The following is a 20,794-nucleotide window of genomic DNA, read 5'->3' as shown; positions in this document are numbered from 1 at the left end:
CCCCTCGTTTCCCGTATTATTTTTCGATTAAGAAATTGCCGACCGCCAGCGCATCCATAGCGGAGGTATAGAAGGTTTTGATGGCGTCGTATGGAGTCTCACACACCGGTTCTCCTCGTGTGTTAAGCGATGTGTTCATTATCAGCGGAATTCCAGACAACTTATAATGCTCGGCAATAAGCTGATGCCAGACCGGATTCACCTCGCTTCGAACCGTTTGCGGTCTGGTAGATCCATCTACATGCACGATGGCAGGAACAGCCTGCCTTCTCTCTTCTTTGACTGTGTAGGCTTTCAGCATATACGGCGAATACTGCGCCTCCTCCACCAACCAATCCGCATGTTCATCCATAATACTTGGCGCCAGCGGTCTCCAGGATTCTCTGAATTTGATTTTTTGATTGACTTTTACATATGAATCATAACTTGCAGGACTGGCTGTTATGGAACGATTGCCCAATGCCCTTGGCCCCATCTCGGCTGCGCCTTGGAACCAGCCAATGACTTTACCTCTATCAATCAGTTCTGCCGTCTGCCGGCAAATATCGGATGAATAGTTATACTTCAAACCAAGCTTGTTTAATACCTCCGATATATGGTTGTCATCATAGGAAATTCCCCAGTAAGGAGTCTTCAGTCTGCCCTTTACAGGGAGAACGGAACGTTCTTTAGAGGCAATCATGGCAGCTCCGATACAGCCCCCAGCATCATTGGTTGCCGGTAATACGAAGATTTCATCGAAAATTCCGAGGCGTTCCAGCCTTCCATTCGTCGTACAATTGAGAGCAACACCTCCGCCTATCACCAAATTTTTACTGTTGCCTTGCCGGATGGTCTGCTGGCAAAGATGCACAATAGTGTCTTCCAGCGCCTGCTGCGCCGATGCGGCAATATCTTTGTGCTTCTTGCTGTATTCGACCGTATAATTGAGCCCGCCATACAGTGTATTATTGCTATAGATACGCTTTGGAGGATCACCGAATTTACGGTACATTTCCTTCATCCATATTCGGGTCAGCTTGTTATACTTATCCTCCAAACCAAGCGAACTATCAGGTTCTCCGATAGGAATCTCGTACCCGTCTTCCGTCAACCGTACAGAAAAGTCATAGACTGACTCTCCATAAGAGGCTAATCCCATCAGCTTTCCTTCTCCCGATGCTCCAAGCTGTAAATAATCACTGACGATGGAATAAAAAAATCCAAGCGATTGTGAAATCCCGTATTCTTGCTTAACCTCAATATGCTCATTCTTCCCATAGGCTACTGTGGTTGAAATATCGTCACCTTGTCCGTCCATGACCAAAATCACCGCATCATCGAACCCGGATAAATAGTAGGCACTTGCCGCATGGCATAAATGGTGGCTGACCGAAATGATAGTGGGCATTTTTTTGCCTGATAATACCGGGTGCTTCTTGAATTTCTCCAATATCCCCAATTCTTCCGCTTTTTGCGGGTCCCATGATAAAGCAATCAGATCGATATCTTCAAAAGCAACGCCCGCTTGTGACAGACAATTGAGGAGCGACAAAACCGGGGGCTCTCCGTAAGCATGTTTTTTTCGGCAAAAACGCTCCTCCTCAGCATAGGCCACCAAAACGCCATCATGAACCAAACATGCCGCTGAATCATGTCCTAGCCCACCGCTTAAACCAAGAATTAACACGTATACTCCCCCTCTAAGTTTTGTTGATATTGATTGAGAAGCTGATTTACAATTCGACCTGTTTTGGAATTCTTGATTTCCGCGATGTTCTCTGGTGTGCTTTCACCCAAGACTTGTCCCCCCTCCAGGCCTCCCTCCGGCCCCATGTCAATAATCCAGTCCGCCATGACTAAGACATCGGTATTATGTTCTATCACAACGACAGAATTACCCGAGTCGACCAACTGCCCAAGCATATCAATCAGCTTAATCACATCATGCGGATGCAGGCCTGTTGTTGGTTCATCAAGCAAGTACAAGGTGTGGTGTCTACTGCTTTTGGAGAGCTCTCTGGCCAACTTTACCCGTTGTGCCTCCCCGCCGGACAAAGTGGTTGCCGGCTGGCCCAGAATTAAATAATCCAGTCCAATACGGCACATCACATCCAGCTTGTTATATACGGATGGTTCATCCGCGAACAGTTCCATCCCTTCTTTTACAGAGCAAGCCAATACATCTGAAATGCTATGGTTTTTATACTTTACATCCAGAATCTCCGGCTTAAATCGTTTGGTCCGGCATACAGGACATGGGGTCTCAACCGACGGTAGGAATTGCAAATTCACTTGCACAAGCCCTGCTCCCTGACAGCGTTCGCATCGGCCGCCGGGGACGTTGCAAGAAAAGTGTTTGGCCTGGAGATTACGCATTTTCGCTTCAGGCAGCGCAGCAAAAATATTCCTTATCGCCGTGTACACATCTGTGTAAGTTGCCGCGTTTGATCTTGCAGTCTGACCGATAGGGGATTGATCGAAGCTAATGACCTTATGCACATTCTCCCAGCCCTTAACATCTGCATAGGCATCAGTCTCGGTGCTTTGGGTAAAATGAAGCTGTGCGGATCGAGCCAGGACGTCGAACATAAGAGTCGATTTCCCCGACCCTGATACCCCGGTCAGCACAACGAGCTTGCCCAACGGGATATTCACACTTACATCCTTAAGGTTATGGCGATTCGCATTTGTAATCTCAATGCATTTCCCGTTCCCTCTGCGGCGCTGTTCAGGAAGAACCACCGTATCTTTACCAGCGAAATACTGCCCGGTCCATGATCTGCTGCACTGAATCAGCTGCTGCACGGAGCCAGCCGCAACCACTTCTCCCCCTTGCTTGCCCGCACCCGGTCCGATATCAATAAGGTAATCGGCCGCCCGCATAACATCCGGGTCATGCTCGATAACTAGAACCGTATTTCCAAGATCACGCAACTGCCGGAGCACCCGGAGCAGACCTTCGGTATCTATCGGGTGAAGGCCAATTGTCGGTTCATCGAGAATATACAAAACTCCTGTTAAGCTAGCTCCGATTAATGAGACGAGCTTAAGCCTCTGCATTTCTCCCAGAGATAAAGAAACGGTGGAGCGGTCCAAGCTTAAGTAGCCGACACCCACTTCAATCAAGCGAGCCAGCTTTTTTTCCATTTCGGAAACGATGTTCATAAGCGGATCCTGACTTCCCCCTAGCTGTTGAGCGGACACTTTACGCAACCAGCCAAGCAAATGGAAGAGCGGCATTGCAGATGCTTCGGTGATACTTTTCCCGGCTAGCGTAACCGCTCGACTGTCTGCGTTCAGCTTCGTACCGTGACAATCCGAACACTCTTGCAGATGAAAGAATTTTTCAATCTTCTCTCGATAGTCCGATTCGTGTCCACGTTCCTTGTATCTGCGTTCCAGGTTGGTCAGAATCCCCTCGAATCTTCCCTCTGCAGCATAAGTTGGAGGGGTCTTCCCAGGAAAATGCCTGATAAATCGCTGGCTGTATACACCGAAATACAGCAGATCCCGTTCGACCGTGCCCAAATCTCTCAAGGGTTTATCAGGATCAAACACAAATCCGTAATAGTTACCGGCTGCAACCAAATTATCGGCCATTAACTGTGCTCCATGAGGATTGCTCCCCTTAAGTGCACACTGCTTCAAGCTGAGGCTGTCATCGAAAATTTCTTGTAAATTCGGTTTTCGTTCAACCCCCAAGCCCATACAAACCGGACATGCGCCTTCAGGTTTATTGAAAGAGAAATGGGACATGGTCAATGCTCTAAGCTCATGGCTGCACTCTGGGCACACGGCTTTGCCCTCATCGGAATAGGACATAGGAAGATCTTGAATCTCTGTTTCGATCGACTCATAGTTTTCCTGCCAGATGTCAGCACTACTTGAACCCTTGACTTGGCTTCCGCAATTAGGACAAGCTCTTTCTCCGCTTTTGGTAAACAATATACGAAGCAAGGTGTACAAATCCGTTGTAGTTCCAACGGTTGACCGGGGATTTCGGTTAGTGTGGCGCTGGTCAATACAGATGGAAGGCGACAACCCTTCAATAGAATCAACCTTAGGTTTGTGGATAAAATCACTTATCATACCGAGCGAATTCATGTATTGCCTCTGACATTCCTGCTGCAAGGTATTCATGGCAAGCGTTGATTTGCCGGAACCAGACAATCCAGTTAACACCACTAGTTTGTTTCGGGGGATAGACAGAGATATATTTTTCAGATTGTTTTCTCTCGCACCTTGAATTTTAATCCAGTCATTCAATGTGATCGGCTCCTTCATGAGACATCGTCATATGCTGCCGTATGAATGTTATCCATTCGGTCTTCGCTTCAGAAATGTTCATCAGCTCACTGAAGCATGATTCATGGTTAAAAGCTACTAACAGATTTCCTTGCATCTTTGATGCTGGTTTTCGTTTTTTGCCGCTCCATATTTCTCCTTCAAAAAAACAATAGCTATCTTCATCAGTTATACAAACCCCGCCTTGAGACTGGTGGCTTTGATTTAACCAGACATACACCAACACTGTAAGGGAAGCCGGATCGGCGGTACCGTGACGTATTACTTGGTCTGCAGTCATCAGTCGGTCGTGTTCCCGAAATATGGATTTCTTCTTCAATAAATCCACATACTCAAAAAAATGCTGTTTCGTATTATAATCGCTCAGAAACTGACGAATAAGCGGACTATTCATAGATGCCAGAACATAAGCCTGCGGTTTTGTTACTAATAGTGTCTGATAAGCATATTTGGCGTACGTATATACAGAATCCGGCAGATTGCAGCTGTATCTCAGCATCGTTTGACGCAGCAACCGATGAAGTTGCAGCGGGTCAGCGCATTCTTTTAAACTGGGCATTGGGCATTCATCCATATAGCTAATTCCCGTTGTTAGCGGACGTGAGAATTTAAACACAATGCCATCCTTGAACCAGTTATTTAATCGCTCCACCGTCCGGCCTGATAAATTCGAACTTCCGGCAGCAGACCAATACTCCCTCTCATTGAACAGCTTGCTGATTTCGGTCTGATAATAGTAAGTACCTGCATTTAATTTAACAATCCGGTCTGTGAAAAACAGGTATGCCTCTCCAGTGATGGAGACGAGCAAACAATCGTAATTAACTAAACGGAGCTGGACGATATCCGAAGCCGCCAAGCCGCATAATCGGAGCACCGCAAAATAAAATGACATAAGCGGCGTACAATTAGCGGTTAATGGAAAGTGATCTTCTGCCAAGGTCAACAGTTCATCATAACTAAACGTTGGAGCAGTAAATTTGCTTGACCAGCTGCTGTTACGATCAGGCCGCTCAATCTGGAAATTGATATTTTCACTTGCAAAATGATATAAGGACTCCAGCGTCCCTAGAGCGGTTGGCTGAAACAGCAATGCTGCCAGATCAGCTACGCGCAAAGACAGCATATTGGATAGAATGGCCGCACATTCCAATTCAGAGTGCACTTCCCGGGAACGTATATTTCGTGGAATTGCCCGAGCGTATAAATTCGCCGGCAGAGGATCGTTGCTGTTTCTAACAATCTCCAATTCCGCTTCATTGGTCCACCAGAAGAGATCAGTCATGGAATAAGTATCGTAATGAATTAGATCGGCTTCGGCCGAACCAAACGGTAGCCAGCTTTTCTCGATCGTTACAACCTTCCATTCTTTTTTGTCTTCAACATAGCGCATAGTATAAATATGCTCATCCTTTAGCTGGTCAAACTGTTCATAAGTAAAGGTCAAAGTACAAGCAGCAACAATTTCAGCAAGACTTATTCTGACATTTCGTACGTTAAATTCTATGCAAGTCGGAACTGTTTTTTGTAAATACCCATGGAACCATGCCCGCTGTGATTCAGCTTCCATTTCATCTTCGAAATACTGGGTCTCCAGCCAAAGTTCAATATCTCCTGTTGTTAAAGCACGATGAAGACAGTCGAGCAATGTAACGGAAATGGCGGATGTATCCAATGTCTTTTCCACACTCTTCACCTCACCTTGCTGACATTTCGGATTGCAGCATATTCTCCAGATACAGTTCGAATTTTTCAGGCTGGGCCTCCGTTATAAATTCCTGCGCGGCAGCTTTAGAGGCTGCAGAAATGGATTCGTAGAGTGTCCTGTCCGTCAGCAGCCGTTGCAAAGTCTCCACCCATATGGCAGTATCCTGTTCGGGAATAACCGGCATTGTATGTCCTGTTGCTTCATCCTTGTAAGTTTCCGTAATCGGCGTCACCGGAAGATTATAGTCAACCTTGCATTTCGATTGCATGAGGCCGCCTTGATCGCTTGCAATAACAGGAATACCTCTTAGCATCGCTTCAATTACTGTCTGCCCAAAAGCTTCAGCGCAGATGGAAGGATGAAGCCACACTCGTACCTGTTCAAAAATCAAATTCATCTCGCGCTCCGGTTCAAGCAGTGTCACATTAGGCAGAGCACGTAAAGCGGATTGTTCCTCCTGCTTCAAATCGCCCCATGTAATTACCGCAGCAAAAGGATAGTCCGGAAAAGCTTGAGCCAGCTTCAGAAAAATGGATAAACCCTTTATCTCTGTAGGGTTGCATATCGCGATGTATCCTCTGTTGAAATTATGAAAGGTTGGAAAAATACCATCCCCATAAATTGGGAAACGTAGCGAAACAGCATTGGTATAACCACCCCATTCGGTGATATTATGAGCTACGAAATCACTGTCACCAATAAAGCCGGAGACCTGGGCAAGTTCCTGTCGGAGCAGCGGATTTTCGATCCAGCTATGCGGCCCAAAAGGGAGAGTGATCACATCATGACAAATCACAACCAATTTTGTTGCGCTTCCAGCCACGAGCTTTATTCCCGCAGCAACCATGGTGTGGTAAGCCATATTCACAAGAACCACGTCCGGATTGCCTTTTTTCATCAAATCCCCTGCTGTTCTGTATAACAGCATAACACTCGTGGTGAAATGGCATTCTACACCATTTACTGTCCCCTGAAGACTATGCGCGGAACGAATAATATTGTTTACCCCATGCTCCTGCAGCTGTTCCTCCACCTGTAACAGAGAATCTTCCTGGTCTACCAGATGGACTACTCTACATTGATGTCCCCTGGCAGCCAGGGACTCGAATACTGCACGGTTAGCCTTGACGGCCCCTTGATAATAGGCAAAATAAGCACCTTCAGAAAGAAACAAAAGATTCATCGTCAGCTGCTCACCCTTTCCGACTGTCCCTCAATATATGCCGTCAATTTTCCGGTATCATTTAATAGTTCCAGTGCCAGGTCATCATCTTCAATGACGATTCCAAGCTGTTGTTCAATCTTAACGATAATCTGCAAAGCAATCAGTGAATCCATATGGAACGCTTCAAGTAAATCCGCTTGCGCATCCAGTTCCTCCATTGTAACCTCCTTGCTCAAGACCTCTGAAAAAATAGCGGCCAGCTTACCCAGAATCTCCTTGTTCTGCATGCTTATATCTCCTCTCAGAAAACCTTTGGTTGCCGCTCTGCCGTATCTTGTACCAGCTGCTGCAGCATGTTTAAGCTCTTGGTCCGGGCGGAAGGATCAGGAAACGAAAGGGCTTCAACGGCAAATTGATCACAATACCCGCATACCGCACAATCCAGTGACCGGCAATCGACTTCTTTGAAAAAATCAATAAAACCTTGCAGCTTAGAATTGTCAATATAAACATCCAATAAGGTCAGGGCACGGATGCTCTGGCGGCTCTGCTGCGTTTGCCGGGAAAAAACCGCCTTTTCTCGTGTAACCGCACCGGCCGTTCTGCGATGGTTGGTGTGAACGATGTTCAAAATATCAGCCAAGTTCCCCGGATACTGCCTATCATGATAGGCTTTTGCCGCCTGCAACAGCCAGACAGTAGATTTTGACCGGTCCGTCAGCTTAAAACGGTGTATGCCTATCTTCTCATATTCCGCCAAATCCTCCGGCCTGATCCAGCGCGCCTTCATGATATTCCCTGGATCATTAAATTTCTCGTAAGTGCATTTGACGGAGCAATAATCCATAAAGCTTTGGTTATCCGTTCCACGGTTGGATGAGCCATGGCTCATTACATTGTCATGATAGACCTGCATTGGACATTCATAGAGACAGGTCTGATTGACAATGACCTGGATTTCACATTCAACGCTGTTCTGTATACGTTCAAGCAGCCTGAAATCTCTGGCTATGTTTTCTCTTACTGTGATCTCTTTGACGCCCATTGAATCAAAGTATTTTGCCCGTTCCACACTTTCGACCACCGCAAAGGAGGACAAGCTCACTTTGATCTCAGGATGTCTTCTCCTGCAAATGTCCACAAGCAGCTGATTGGCTAAGGTGATCCAGTCCACACCTATTTCAGCGGCCCAATCCATTTGATCTACAATTTGTCGGTAGCCTTCATCCTCATATTCCCTGTTGCCGAGACAGGAACTGTTCATCAAATAGTTAAACTCTTTGTTGTACATATGGGCCCGCTTAACCGCTTGTTCAATATCGCTCCGCGTACTTATCGGCATTGCCGCAACCGATCTTCCGCTTCCACAGCCCTCCTGAGAAGAACCACCGAAGAAGCAGCTGATATATTCGTATCCGCCCAGCTCGTCAATAAGCTGGATATCGCCGTTATATGGAACAGATATCTTCATAAATTACACCTGCCAGCTATTTTTTTGTGCCAGTGCGATCAATGCAGCACAGCAATTCTCAGTTCCGCTTAAAGTCCTCAGCTTGGACCTATAATGCCCGCGAAGCTCAGCCAAATTATCGTTCAACGCTGTCTCAACAATCTTACGGATACGGCTTGGTCTGAATGCTTGAACGGGTAGCTTATAAGTGAGACCAAGATTTTGGAGCTGCGTACAATTATAGTCCCGTTCAAAATGTTGACCGGGAACGGTTATGCTCGGAAGTCCATGAAGCATTGTCGTAAGCATAGTATCTTGTCCGCCATGAAAGATTACCAGAGCTGCTTCCGGCATAATTTCAGCAGCCGGGATAAACCAATGGAATTGAATATTGTCGGTATGGTCAGGAAGCACCTTAAGCTCATAATGAAATCCGCATAAACAGGCAACACGGTAGGGTTGCTTGTCAAAGATCTCTTTGACCAGCTCAATATAAATTAAAGGGGGAATGGCACTAACGCTTAAATAAATAAAAATTAGCGGCTTGCCCTGCCAGTCCGGATGCCACTGCAGATTTGAAGATTGTCTTGCCTCCAAATCCAGAATGTAACCGGCGAAATCGCACTCCTTCAACGCAGCCAGCTCCGGCTCCAGTTCCGGTAGTGTCGGTGCCATTTTAATTGTTGCTCTTGAAAATAATAATTCAGCCAGATTGGAAACAGAATCCAGTGAATAATCCGCCAACACCTCATTAAAAGCGGCGATAGCTTTGGCAGATCCCGGATACTGTAGGTTGGCTGGGAAGGCTGGATGGCTTGGCCAGCTCGCAATCATCAAAGCGGGAATCTGGGCCACGGCAGCTGAAATGGAAGCACTCGGACGAGACTCGGCAAATATGGCGTTGGGTTTAAAAGCCTGTATCGCCTTCAGTTCAGCCTCAACCGCTTGACGAATAAAGCCCGATTCTGCCATCCCTGTCCACTCTACATAATCGGCAGCACTGCGAACATCTCCGGAATTCCCTGAAGGAAGCGGAATCGGATAGTCATAAACCTGAAAGCCGTTGGCTCGGACAAAGTCAGCAAGCTTGCCGCCAATCACAAAGCTGACCGTGCAACCTTGGCTTTGCAGAACCTTGGCAATGCCCAGCGTTTTGCTCACTGATCCTACAGAACCGGAGCTAGGGGGGCTTGGAAGAAGCATAATTCTTGGCGGACTCACAAACTATTCACCTCGCTTCTATTGGACATTTCTTCGATTAAATAAGGAATCGCATGGGCGTAAGTAGGGTATGCCAGCCGTACATCGGCATTCTTTTTTATCTTTTCGTTTCCCATACGTACGGAAAGGGCGCGTAAACCATGTATACTTAGTCTGATACGATCAGTGACAGCCTCAGGAGAAATCCATTGTATTTCAGACAGTTGAGCATATTTCCGAACCTCTTTTATCAATTCCTCCTGTGTTAGAGGAAGATCATCACTCACGTTATAAATCTCTTGAACAGCAAGATTACTCCAGGCCAACTGCATCATTGAAATAACATCATCAATATGCACTTTAGATGAATAACTGCGCCCGTTCCCCAGCATCTGAGTGCAGCGCATTAATTGCCGGATATAATTATGCTCAAGCGGGCCGTACACTTCAGCGATCCTGAGAATGATATAAGAAAATTTCGCATGGGTGCAGTATTGCTGGACCAGCCGCTCCATTTCGAGTGTAATTCTTCCAAATGGATGAACGGGATGGCACAGTGCAGATTCATCGGCCACACAAACGTTGTCGCTTCCATATACAGCCCCATTGCTTGCCACAATGAACTTGCCATACGTTCCGCTGCGCAAAAGTTGGTCCAGCAGATTCCGCGTCCCCTCTACATACAGCTGCCTCATCCGGGACACAGAACCAGAATGTTTGCCGGCAAGATGATAGACGACATCAATATCCTCCCCTATGCCATCCATCGTTTCAGGGTTCAGAACGTCGCCTACCCACAGTTCCATACCCAATTCTGCAAGTGTTTCGCCAACGCCTTTTTCCTTCGGCAATACAAGCCCTCTGACAGCATGTCCCTGTTCCAGTAAACTGCTTGTTAACCTGCTCCCGATAAAACCGCTGCAACCTGTCACAAGAAACCTCATGGCGTCAGGATGTGACTGGCTGCTTGATTCTGATTTCTCAGCTTCTTCCCATAGCGACCCTTGGGAATGTTATCCGTCCACTTGATTACTCTCGGCACCTTATATGCCGCAAGTCTCGCTGAACAGAATCTGATAATATCATCGGCTGATACCTGGGCATCCAGCGGCACGATCTCCGCAATCAGCTTGCTGCCATAGTATTTATCGGAAACACCATATACAAGTGCTTCTTTAATGCCGTTATGGAGCAGCAGGACTTGTTCAATCTCTGCCGGATTTACCAAATGTCCGCCGACATTGATGTTATCAGAAAGCCGCCCCGACAAATACAGATACCCAGCCTCATCCAACCTTCCCAGATCACCCGTACGTACCCAACCCTGTTGAAAGACCTCTGCCTGCAACTCGGGTTGCCCGTAATACCCGCACGATATATGAGCGCCGCTGACCCATATCTCTCCTTCCTCTCCATGAGCAACCTCGTGCCCCTCCGGGTCAAGCAGCCGAATAGAAACTCCCAGATGTGGCTGTCCCACCGAATCTCTGATCAGTTCTTGCTCATTTGAAGGATTATAGGCAATTGCCCCACCTTCGGATGAACAGAACAATGAACGGATAGACTTGCCCGACAGCTTATAAAAGTCCTTAAAAGTCGCTGCGTCCAGATGAGCAGAGCAGCTGATGCACAGTCTCACTTTATCCCAAGCTACACTTGACGATGACACGACTGACTCATTAAGCAAGGCATACATATAGGGAACCGCAAAAAGAATCGTTACCTCTTTGCGATTGATCTGCTCGCAAATTCTAGCAGGCATTGTTCCCTTCGACATGATTAATGTAGCACCGGCACAGAGGGCCGGTAGGACTACAGTGGTTAGCGTCGCGGGCAGCCACGGCGAAATCGGTGTGAACAGCTTGTCGTTTGCAGTAATTTCAAGCCCTCTACAGATGGCCATTACATTATTGTAGATGGCCCGATGGCTAAACTGTACGCATTTAGGCGGTCCAGTCGTTCCTGAGGTATAAAAATTCAAAGCAATATCTTCATCAGACTGCTTATCTGCCTGTAAAAAAAGCGTTGCAGTCCTAAAAATAAACATCGGTACTCTGAGTACGAGCTCAAGCTGACTGCTGCCCTCCGAATCAATTGGATCGCAAATTAAATACTGACAATGGCTTGACGAGTGCATTCTCTCCAGTTCCGGTAAGTTCTTCACAGGTTCAAATGGGATCGGAACGGCTCCCGTATGCCAGCATGCAAGCCACAGCATGATAAAAGCAGATTTGTCTGCAACGGCTAAGGCAACTCTGTGCCCGGGCCGGATCCCCGCGAGATCCAGCTTCTCACTACTGTGCTCCAGTTCCTGCCGTAGCTCTTCATAAGTGATCGTTGTTCCTTCATAATCAATGGCCGTAAGCCCTGGATTATTCGAGCAATTGAAATAAATCAAATCCAATATGGAAGAAGTGTTCACTTAGAATCCTCCTCAGCTAGAAGCACTTGCATATTTTTTCACTGCTCGTTTAAAAAACGCACTGGCTAACATTAGCAAAACCGCAGCTAGCAAGCTGCCTCCGAATAAATAGGACAGGCTTACCCTGCCCACTAATGCTTCTGCAGGAATGGAAACGATAAAGGCGACAGGAACGATCCAGGTAAGCGCCAATTGGATTGGTTTCTGATATACATTGACCGGAAATCTACCCATCTGCATGATACTGTCGAATATACTCAACATCGGACTTCCGGCATACCAAAACGCCAAAGAGCTTAATAACAGCAGTATTGAGTACAACAGCAGTAAAGCATTGCAAATGGCCCATACAAACATCAGACAAGTGGATATTCCTATCGCTTCTTGCATTTGAGAAACGCCCAGCACCATCACTGCTACTCCCACCATAACATCAAACAGATTAAGCGGAGACCAGTATCTCGTGCTCACATAAAACTGGGTCTCAATCGGTTTGAGCAGCGTTAAATCAAATCCTCCAGTCCATAGCTCCCCTTCCATCCCGGCTAATGAGCCAAGGCTTGGACCAACAAATAGATTTTTCATTGCCAAAATAAAATAGTACACGCCCGATAATGCCAGCGTATCCGCAAAAGTCCAACTGTTAAGCGAATTTGTGTTGGAAAAGAGGATCGCGATCCCCCCAATCGTCCCGGTTAAATTAATTGCGGTATACAAAATTTTGATTAGAAAGTCACCGCGGAATGACGCTTCCTTTAGAAGCGCTGTAGAGAAAAACAATCTCAGCAAACGCATATATCTCAGCATGTTCCCTACCCTCCCACGGCCATGTATGCACGAATCCCTTTTTTCCACACTAAACGGTTACATAATATGATAACGACCGCCCAAACGAATTGAACAATTATGCCAAAAACAAGCTGTGAATGATCCAACTTTCCAAGGGAAAACTCTATCGGAAAGCTGATCATATATTGAAAAGGTAAATAATCCGAGATATCCTGCATAAATCCCGGAAGCAACGACGAAGGCGCTACCTGTCCGGCCAGCAAAAATACCAGGGTGTCATTAATAGAAAGCAAGGACTTGATTTTATTGGTGAAAAATGCAAACAGGGAAAGTGTATAGGCCAGCATAAATCTGATTATTTGAGCCATGAGAAGAAGATAAACGGCCACCAGCAAGTCCAGACCGGATATAGCCAGTCTGAAGTTCAAAAAAATGGCAGCCACACCGGCAACAAATATAACAAAAGGCATACAGACGATTTTGACAGCCAAATCTGATGCAACCACATCGTAAAAAGGCGATATCGGCCTCAATAATACAATCGACATCTTGCCGCCATAGATTTGATCGCCGACCGTCCAGTGTGATGTAGGGTAGGTCAGCTGGTTCACAAGAATTAACAGAATATAATACCTCACAAAATCCTGCTGAGTGAACCCGGTTATGCTTCCATCTCCCGCAGCAACGGTCCAAACAAACATATAGATGATAGGTCCCATCATCCAACCAAGCGTCAATGTCCAGAAAAAACCTTTCTCAGCCATAAACCCGAACATAGTCCTACGTATCAGCGCAAAGCCTCCGCGAAAATTCAAAGGAGCCTCCCCTCTCGATACACTTCATCAATTACCGAATCGATTGGAGCATCATTGATTGTTACATTTCCAATGCAATAGCTATTAAAGATTTCTGAAACAATCTCAGGTACAGCTTCCTTCTGAATCTTAAACAATACGTAGCTTTCCGCAAGCTCCATGACCTGCAAGCTGTCAGTAAACTTCTCCTTTAGCTCTTCAATTGTGCCCGTTACGTCTTCATCCATAAAACTGACTTTGAGAATGCGGTAGGGAGCTATTTTACCGCTCAGCTGCTCCAGAGATCCGTCGTATAACAGCTTGCCTTGATTGATCAGCACAACCCGTTTACAAAGGGAAGAAATATCCTCCATATAGTGACTGGTAAGCAGGATGGTTGTCTCATGTTTTTGGTTATACTCCTTGATAAAACTGCGAAGCCGCAGCTGCATGCTAACATCCAGCCCCAAAGTAGGCTCATCCAAAAACAATACACGTGGCTGATGTAACAACGCTGCTGTTAATTCACACTTGGAGCGTTCTCCCAAAGAGAGATTCCGTGCCTGATTCTTAAGCAGATGCCCTATATCCAGTAGTTCTTTTAGCTCGTTGAGTCTTTGTTTAAAATCAGCATCAGAGACTCCGTATATTTCCTTCATCACAAAGAAAGAGTCCTCGACCGTAATATCCCAGGTTAACGTCGATTTGTTCCCCATTACCATACTGATGTTGCGCAGAAACTTATGTTGGCGTTCCCACGGTTTGAAGCCATAGACGGAAATGTTGCCTGATGTCGGATACAGGATACCGGAGAGCATCTTCAGCGTGGTTGTCTTTCCCGCGCCGTTAGGTCCGATGAACCCGACAATTTCTCCCGGCTCAACCCTGAGGTCGATACCTTTTACCGCCTCAACTTCGTTGTATTCCATTTTGATCAGACTTTTGAACGCATGCTTTAACCCATGTTCTCTTACAGGGACGCGATAGACCTTTCTCAGATTATCAATAATAATGCCCTCGTTCATTGCTGCCCCCTTAACTCTGCGACCACACTTAAGAATACAGCCAAAACATAATCGATCTGCTGATCAGTCAAATTGGGATAAATCGGCAAGCAGATATGACGCCGACAATAATCATCCGCTAGCGGATATTCCCCACTGAACTGTAGGGAAGCAGCGATCGGCTGCCTATGAAGCGGCGTTGCATATACCTCCCCTTGGAGCGAAACGCCTTTCTCCTTGAGTCTGTCCTTCAAATCGGAACTGTCAACGTCTAAAGGCACTATAACAATGTACTTATACCAACTGCATCTGTCCTGCGGCATCACAATCTCGAAATCAGGAAGATTTTTCGTAAAGAAGGAAGTATAACGGTTGGCGATCGCTTCCCGTTGTTCAATGATCGCGTCGAGCCGCTCAAACTGGGTAAGTGCTATCGTTGCTGTGATATCACTCATTCGATAATTATTGCCAAGCGAGGTGTGGTAAGTCTCCCAAGGCTGGGGCTTGCCATGATTGCGGAACATTCTTAGCTTCTCAGCCATTGAATGATCGTTTGTGACAATGATCCCTCCTTCCCCCGAGGTAATGATTTTCGTGGCAAAAAAGGAATAACTTCCGGCAATTCCGAAAGCTCCCGCACCTTTTCCGGCCATCCTGCTGCCATGTGCATGAGCGGCATCTTCAAATAACCAGAGCCCCTGCTCATCGCACCATTGCCTGATTTCTTCAATCTCCGGTGTAACAATTCCGCCAATATGTACGATAATAACCCCTCGGGTACGACTCGTGGCCTGCTTCTTTATTTCAGCCAGCGACACCGAAAATGTACGGGGATCAATATCAACAAGGCGAACATGCCCTCCGGCAAACAGGACACTGGAAGCCGTGGCAATAAACGTATTTGCCGGAACCAGCACTTCCTGCCCCTTTACTTCGAGCACTCTCATTACCGCTTCAATCGCACTTGTACCCGAATTAACCGCAATGGCATGAGTAACTCCTACATACCGGGCAAAACGTTCCTCCAGCTCCTGTACATACCTACCCTGACTCAACGCTCCTCTCGACAGACAATCATCAATTCGCTCCATAATGATACGCCGCTCCTGCTCAGAAAATGCAATATCGAGTGCGGGTACATCCATAACACCTTGTGTCAACTGCATGACGAACCTCCTCTACCAGTCATAGACTACTGTTTTCCCTTCAAAAAAGCCTTCCGCCGCTTGCCTGATAAATTGCTCCATATGTTCCGCATGAATATGTTGGGCAATTAGGCTGGTTACTTCAAGCTCTTGCTTCCCAATTCTGCGAGAGATTTCCTGAATACGGTCATGCGTTATGGATTCCTTAAGTATTCCAGGTCTTGTCAGATCAATAAATTGTATGTGCTGGTCTGGTGGATCGTTTTTTAAAGCCGAATGCCGTTGAACCTGCGAGAGCAGGTCCGAATCAAGTGCAACAATGGCTCTCTCCTCGCAGTCCCACACACCGCTGTTTAACCCGGCCCAAATCTCATCCTTGGCCTCCTTCTTTTCAACACTGAAGCTCAAATCTTCATCCTGCTCAAGCAACCTTAATAAAAGCTTTCCTAGCAGTCCCATTCCCCACAGTTCCACCGTTTTAATGCCTTCATCTGCCAGCTCTTCACACACATTTAGTGCCACACAAAACATAGGAACAAACGCAGCTGTCACAGGGTCTAAGTCGTTGGAAATAAAGATCTGACCATCCACCCCACTGTGTAGAGGGACACATACATCCTTTGTATAATGAGGAGAAAACACAAGAGTTTGGCCTACGCGATGCTCTGCTCCAAGCCCCGCTTTAGTCACTACTCCGACACTGGAGTAAGGATAATGCCCTGGTAAATGGCATGCCCCATGAAAAAGCTGCAAGCAGGATGGGTCCTTTACCGTTCCCGTTAAAGTAAAACGGTTGGTAATGAACAATTCATTAGGACCCGGTTCCGCCTTGCGAGCAGCGGTGAAGTGTACACTAGGCTGAGGCCCCGATTCAGTGAACTTATTGTACATAGCCGAAATAACCGTCTCCTTACTGTTTATATATGGTCAGGTATCCAGGTATAACGTCCGCCCACCATAGGCGAGTGGAAATTCGGCATCCAGCCATGTGCTGTAAACTCGCCAGCCGAGTCGAAACCAACCACAAGCATCGCCTTTCCTTCATATTTGCCGTTGGTAATCCACATCTTTGTCCTTATATCCGGTGTTTGTCCTGTCAGATGCCTCATGCGGGCGACAAATACCAGATACCGCTCCAGACTCATTCCCAATTTTCCGGTTTTCTTGTATGTACGCTGTATTTCCACAGCCGTCCGATCCAGCATATCCGGTTCGGTTGTCCGCGGAACGGTGAACCAGAAATCCTCAATTTCCGGAGTTGCTGCGACCAGTCCACTCTCCAGCGCCCAATTGCGGATATTAAACAAGCAGCCTAATTGCTTGCGACTGACGCCTTGGGGAACACATAAAATGATCTCGTTTCTTCGGTCCGCTTCTTCTAATTCTTCTCTAGTAAACTGCGGCATCCGAAGTGAAAATTTTCGCTGGATGATATATTCGATTCCTAATGTTCTGTACCAATTCTCCATCTCGCTCCGGATGTATTCCGGAGAATATGTGTCGTGGACATCACTTTGAAACCTGAACATATCCTCCTTCTGAAGCAAGTGCTCATCGAGCATGACGCCAATCGTATGCAGCGTTTGTTGTCTTAATAGCTCCTTCTCAATCATCGCCCAACCTCCTGTACTGTGTTCAATGCCGACAATATTTCAGGTATGACTGTAAAAAGATCGCCTACGATCCCATATGTGGAGTAATCAAAGATAGGTGCATTGCGATCCGTATTTATTGCAATTATCGTCTCCGAATGATGCATCCCAACCTTATGCTGCACTGCCCCAGACACTCCGCAGGCGATGTACAGTTTGGGCTTGACCATTTTACCTGTCAGTCCGACTTGATGCATACTATCCATCCATCCACATTCTACAAGCGGTCTGGTAACCGCTACTTTCCCCCCAAGCGCATCGGCGAGCGCATAGATTAAACGAAGATTGTCTGCGTTTTGAATGCCTCTCCCGGCAGCAACAATAATTTCTGTAGTCTCGATGTTCTCCTTGCCCGCGGCTTCTTCAATTACTCCCATAAACTGCAGGACTGAGGAAGAGCAAGAATACAGGGAGCTTAGATCAACAATCTTGCCCTGCGCGACGTGTGCGGTCTCAGCAGCGGAATAAAAATTGGTTTTTACAGTTGCCATTTGCGGCCGTCTTGCCGGTATTTTTATCTCAGCGAATTGCTCGCCCATTTGCGTCGGTCTGGTGATAATAAAATCCCCGTGATCCGGTCCCATCTTCAAATCGATGCAATCGGCGCATAGCCCCGTCCGCAGGCGAACTGCGACTCTGGGGAAAATAGACCTCCCCCATGCGGTAGCCATACCTAGTACGACAGACGGTCTTTGATCCCGGAGCACCGCAGAAATCAAATTATAATGAATATCTTCGGCGTAACGCTGTATTCCCGGTTTGTTCACCATCCACACCTCATCTACTCCCCACTGAAGCAGACGCTGGGCTAGGTCTTCTATACGCTCTCCGACCACCAAAGCGTAAATGCGCTGGGCTCTCATAGCCTGCAGCTGTTTTGCTGCGGTAACCAGTTCCGGAAAATATGAGGAGAGAGCGCCTTCAGCATGTTCCACAACAAGGCAAATACCCTCATGCTCAGGGTACGGTTGTCTGGTCTCCTGTGCCCTGTCTTTCATTATAATGGCTTGGTTAGGACAGCAAGACGTGCAGACTGAGCAATAAGTACATGCCGCAACGTCGATACGCAAGCCCTCATCCTCATCCTTGATTGCAGCGGCGGGACAGCGTTTTAAACACAGGAGGCAATATGTGCATTGTTCCTGATCAATCCTAATCATCCATTTCTAACCTCGCTGATTTTGCTGATTATCGGCTCCAATACCCGTAGATATTCATCGCTTTCTAGCAAAATCCCCTTTCTTTCGGAGTGCTGTTCGTACACTGAAACTACTTCAGTAGCCGAGCCTGCCAAACCAACCGTCTGTGGGTCAAGGCCAAGGTCATGACAGGACCATACCAGAATATCCTTGGTTCTGGCATGCAATTTGGCAGCAATTGTTAGCGGTTTCAACTCAGAGACGGCTGTCATTCCACCAATACTCAATACTGCCGGAAGCCGGCAAGACTGTCTGGTTGTTACCCCTTCGTCATGCTGGCGGTGGAACAATACCTCATCGGTCGAAATATCCTCAAACCGTGTTACATTTATCGCGTGGGGGATATCTAGATACTCGCCGATTCCCGGACCTACCTGACCGGTATCACTGTCGGTTGAATGGCTGCCGGTCAGAACCAGATCACATCCACCAAGCTTCTCAACAGCACGAGCCAGTACCAGCGATGTCGCCAATGTATCCGAACCGGCAAAAGAAGCGTCGCTGAGCAGGACTGCCTCATCGATTCCATAACCCATAAACTCCTGCAGAGCCGTTTTACAACCGGGAGGGGCCATGGAAATAAGAGTTACATTAGCATTACAGCTATTCTTCAGCTCCAATGCCACATGGATGGCTTGCCGGTCCGGATAGTTTAGCTCAAAGGTTGCCTTCGGTGGCGGTGAGGCCGAGATCTTACGGCCATCAGCAATGCCACGCACATCGCCTTTGTTCACGTGTGCAATAAACTTTAAACAAACCACTATTCGCAATATATCGCTCCTCCCATCACATTCTGCTGCTTTTTTATCAGAGAAACGTATGTCAAAATGTTTCCAAAAGTACTATTCTTCGCCAGATTACCATTTCCCTTTATTATCATAATATGATTATCATCACATAATTGGAATGAACAATTATTATAGTATAATAATGTCATTTATTTCATTTTCATTTACATATAAGGGGAATATGGAGGTGTAAATTGAGTAAAATTACTTTACCCGTTTCCGATCCACTAATAAATACTTCCAACGCCTATGGGACTTTGTTTTCTATTATTTCTTCGGATAACCGCATATGGCCCTGGGTTTATTCCAACTTCATTCAGCTGAGATATGTAACGGATTGGGAAACTTACTTTTTTGACAATCATGAGCTTCTTGTTGATTATTGCCCATTTCTCAATAAGTTCATATTGCCTAGAACCATCATTTCCAAGTGGTCTTCCTTTACGGATTTTGTAGTAGACTCTATCAACGGCGATTGCTATGTATGGTGCCATCTCGACCGGTACTTTATATCTGCATATCAGGAGTTCGGCCAAGAGCACCGTTTTCACGAGACATTAATTTACGGCTACGATCTTGATCGCCAAACAGTCTGCATTCGGGACAATATTACGGGCGGTAAATTTATGACCGCTCAATGCACCTTTTCCGAACTGGAATCCGCCTTTGACTATCTGTCCGGGGAAGAAAATTTTATTACGCGTGTAACTTTGCTTAGCAAAATCGATGCAGAATTTGATTTAAACGTCGAACAGATTGTCGACAGCTTGCAGCGATATCTATCCTCCAAGCGCTCATTCGATTTTATTAACCATACCACTACCAGCATCTATGGACAAAGTGTGTACCAACACCTCATTTACCAAATGGAGCATCCTAAAGAAGATGACCCTGAGCTTGACATTAGAGCCTATCATTTGCTGTGGGAGCATAAGAAGCTTATGGTTTTAAGACTTAAATATCTCCAACAAATAAAACTCCTGCTGCAAAGCGACCGATGGATTGAGCGTTGTACTGAGCTTGAAGAACGCTCTCTTCTGAACAGAAATATGGTGCTTCGGTATAATCTGTCCATGGACCCCAAGGTGCTAGACGCACTCAAACATTCTCTGTTGACCATACAAACAGACGAAACCAAATTATTGGGCGAAATAATAAGCGCGCTCGGCTCCAAGGGATGAATTGGAGAAT

The 20,794-nt window shown here is 46.5% G+C and carries 18 protein-coding genes and 1 pseudogene; 1 reads left to right on the top strand and 18 read right to left on the bottom strand.

The annotated features are described in order from the left end of the window. Nucleotides 1–16: 16 nt before the first annotated feature. The 18 genes and pseudogenes from NSQ50_RS11530 to NSQ50_RS11450 form a co-directional block, all read right to left on the bottom strand. On the bottom strand, nucleotides 17–1,669 hold the full coding sequence (locus NSQ50_RS11530; protein ID WP_036685931.1) for a carbamoyltransferase family protein: 1,653 nt from the start codon (nucleotides 1,667–1,669) through the stop codon (nucleotides 17–19). Then, complete coding sequence (uvrA, locus tag NSQ50_RS11525; RefSeq protein WP_076225141.1) at nucleotides 1,663–4,248, bottom strand: excinuclease ABC subunit UvrA; 2,586 nt, start codon at nucleotides 4,246–4,248, stop codon at nucleotides 1,663–1,665. Before uvrA ends, NSQ50_RS11530 begins: the two co-directional genes overlap by 7 nt. Further along, nucleotides 4,241–5,974 carry a hypothetical protein gene (locus tag NSQ50_RS11520; RefSeq protein ID WP_094903500.1) on the bottom strand — a complete coding sequence of 578 codons (1,734 nt, stop codon included), beginning with the start codon at nucleotides 5,972–5,974 and terminating at the stop codon, nucleotides 4,241–4,243. The genes uvrA and NSQ50_RS11520 overlap by 8 nt, the downstream gene beginning before the upstream one ends. Before the next feature lie 10 nt (nucleotides 5,975–5,984). Beyond that, nucleotides 5,985–7,178 carry a glycosyltransferase gene (locus NSQ50_RS11515; protein WP_076105496.1) on the bottom strand — a complete coding sequence of 398 codons (1,194 nt, stop codon included), beginning with the start codon at nucleotides 7,176–7,178 and terminating at the stop codon, nucleotides 5,985–5,987. A 2-nt stretch (nucleotides 7,179–7,180) separates the two neighbouring features. Beyond that, nucleotides 7,181–7,447 (bottom strand): acyl carrier protein, encoded by a 267-nt coding sequence (locus NSQ50_RS11510; RefSeq protein WP_036685924.1) that lies wholly within the window; start codon nucleotides 7,445–7,447, stop codon nucleotides 7,181–7,183. A gap of 14 nt (nucleotides 7,448–7,461) precedes the next feature. Then, complete coding sequence (locus NSQ50_RS11505) at nucleotides 7,462–8,631, bottom strand: peptidase U32 family protein (RefSeq protein WP_076225139.1); 1,170 nt, start codon at nucleotides 8,629–8,631, stop codon at nucleotides 7,462–7,464. A gap of 3 nt (nucleotides 8,632–8,634) precedes the next feature. Next, complete coding sequence (locus NSQ50_RS11500) at nucleotides 8,635–9,831, bottom strand: glycosyltransferase (RefSeq protein WP_076147185.1); 1,197 nt, start codon at nucleotides 9,829–9,831, stop codon at nucleotides 8,635–8,637. After that, nucleotides 9,828–10,742: an NAD-dependent epimerase/dehydratase family protein gene (locus NSQ50_RS11495; protein ID WP_038570110.1), complete on the bottom strand. Its 915-nt coding sequence runs from the start codon at nucleotides 10,740–10,742 to the stop codon at nucleotides 9,828–9,830. Before NSQ50_RS11495 ends, NSQ50_RS11500 begins: the two co-directional genes overlap by 4 nt. A gap of 8 nt (nucleotides 10,743–10,750) precedes the next feature. Beyond that, nucleotides 10,751–12,232: a class I adenylate-forming enzyme family protein gene (locus NSQ50_RS11490; protein ID WP_076147183.1), complete on the bottom strand. Its 1,482-nt coding sequence runs from the start codon at nucleotides 12,230–12,232 to the stop codon at nucleotides 10,751–10,753. Nucleotides 12,233–12,244: 12 nt separating this feature from the next. Further along, nucleotides 12,245–13,039, bottom strand: a complete 795-nt coding sequence (locus tag NSQ50_RS11485; RefSeq protein ID WP_036685913.1) for an ABC transporter permease — start codon at nucleotides 13,037–13,039, stop codon at nucleotides 12,245–12,247. Nucleotides 13,040–13,044: 5 nt separating this feature from the next. Beyond that, nucleotides 13,045–13,836, bottom strand: coding sequence for an ABC transporter permease (locus NSQ50_RS11480; protein ID WP_036685911.1), 792 nt, complete (start codon nucleotides 13,834–13,836; stop codon nucleotides 13,045–13,047). Further along, the gene (locus NSQ50_RS11475; protein WP_036685909.1) at nucleotides 13,833–14,840 is read right to left on the bottom strand and encodes an ABC transporter ATP-binding protein; all 1,008 of its coding nucleotides are present in this window, start codon (nucleotides 14,838–14,840) and stop codon (nucleotides 13,833–13,835) included. Before NSQ50_RS11475 ends, NSQ50_RS11480 begins: the two co-directional genes overlap by 4 nt. Then, nucleotides 14,837–15,985: a DegT/DnrJ/EryC1/StrS family aminotransferase gene (locus tag NSQ50_RS11470; protein ID WP_052096964.1), complete on the bottom strand. Its 1,149-nt coding sequence runs from the start codon at nucleotides 15,983–15,985 to the stop codon at nucleotides 14,837–14,839. The genes NSQ50_RS11475 and NSQ50_RS11470 overlap by 4 nt, the downstream gene beginning before the upstream one ends. Before the next feature lie 12 nt (nucleotides 15,986–15,997). After that, nucleotides 15,998–16,855: a hypothetical protein gene (locus NSQ50_RS11465; RefSeq protein WP_076225138.1), complete on the bottom strand. Its 858-nt coding sequence runs from the start codon at nucleotides 16,853–16,855 to the stop codon at nucleotides 15,998–16,000. Between the two features lie 26 nt (nucleotides 16,856–16,881). Further along, on the bottom strand, nucleotides 16,882–17,577 hold the full coding sequence (locus NSQ50_RS11460; RefSeq protein WP_038570092.1) for a hypothetical protein: 696 nt from the start codon (nucleotides 17,575–17,577) through the stop codon (nucleotides 16,882–16,884). Then, nucleotides 17,574–18,686 (bottom strand): electron transfer flavoprotein subunit alpha/FixB family protein, encoded by a 1,113-nt coding sequence (locus NSQ50_RS11455; RefSeq protein WP_249267735.1) that lies wholly within the window; start codon nucleotides 18,684–18,686, stop codon nucleotides 17,574–17,576. Before NSQ50_RS11455 ends, NSQ50_RS11460 begins: the two co-directional genes overlap by 4 nt. Nucleotides 18,687–18,689: 3 nt before the next feature. After that, nucleotides 18,690–18,776, bottom strand: a pseudogene (locus NSQ50_RS31580) (4Fe-4S binding protein); the annotation flags it as partial. Continuing rightward, nucleotides 18,773–19,576 carry an electron transfer flavoprotein subunit beta/FixA family protein gene (locus tag NSQ50_RS11450; protein WP_235219536.1) on the bottom strand — a complete coding sequence of 268 codons (804 nt, stop codon included), beginning with the start codon at nucleotides 19,574–19,576 and terminating at the stop codon, nucleotides 18,773–18,775. The gene NSQ50_RS11450 and the pseudogene NSQ50_RS31580, both read right to left, overlap by 4 nt. A 221-nt stretch (nucleotides 19,577–19,797) precedes the next feature. Here NSQ50_RS11450 and NSQ50_RS11445 point away from each other — a divergent pair, with 221 nt between their 5' ends. Continuing rightward, nucleotides 19,798–20,784, top strand: a complete 987-nt coding sequence (locus NSQ50_RS11445; RefSeq protein ID WP_038570088.1) for a hypothetical protein — start codon at nucleotides 19,798–19,800, stop codon at nucleotides 20,782–20,784. The last annotated feature ends 10 nt before the right edge of the window (nucleotides 20,785–20,794 follow it).

This window comes from Paenibacillus sp. FSL R10-2788 (assembly GCF_038003885.1).
GTDB lineage: Bacteria > Bacillota > Bacilli > Paenibacillales > Paenibacillaceae > Paenibacillus_AQ > Paenibacillus_AQ odorifer.
The sequence above is the reverse complement of the archived record's forward strand: the minus strand, read 5'-3'. Positions and strand labels throughout refer to the sequence as shown.

Coding starts and splice junctions, on each gene's coding strand:
- NSQ50_RS11470 (WP_052096964.1), bottom strand. CDS start 15,985: ATGCAGTTGACACAAGGTGTTATGGATGTACCCGCACTCGATATTGCA.
- NSQ50_RS11475 (WP_036685909.1), bottom strand. CDS start 14,840: ATGAACGAGGGCATTATTATTGATAATCTGAGAAAGGTCTATCGCGTC.
- NSQ50_RS11515 (WP_076105496.1), bottom strand. CDS start 7,178: ATGAATCTTTTGTTTCTTTCTGAAGGTGCTTATTTTGCCTATTATCAA.
- NSQ50_RS11510 (WP_036685924.1), bottom strand. CDS start 7,447: ATGCAGAACAAGGAGATTCTGGGTAAGCTGGCCGCTATTTTTTCAGAG.
- NSQ50_RS11505 (WP_076225139.1), bottom strand. CDS start 8,631: ATGAAGATATCTGTTCCATATAACGGCGATATCCAGCTTATTGACGAG.
- NSQ50_RS11460 (WP_038570092.1), bottom strand. CDS start 17,577: ATGATTGAGAAGGAGCTATTAAGACAACAAACGCTGCATACGATTGGC.
- NSQ50_RS11485 (WP_036685913.1), bottom strand. CDS start 13,039: ATGCTGAGATATATGCGTTTGCTGAGATTGTTTTTCTCTACAGCGCTT.
- NSQ50_RS11465 (WP_076225138.1), bottom strand. CDS start 16,855: ATGTACAATAAGTTCACTGAATCGGGGCCTCAGCCTAGTGTACACTTC.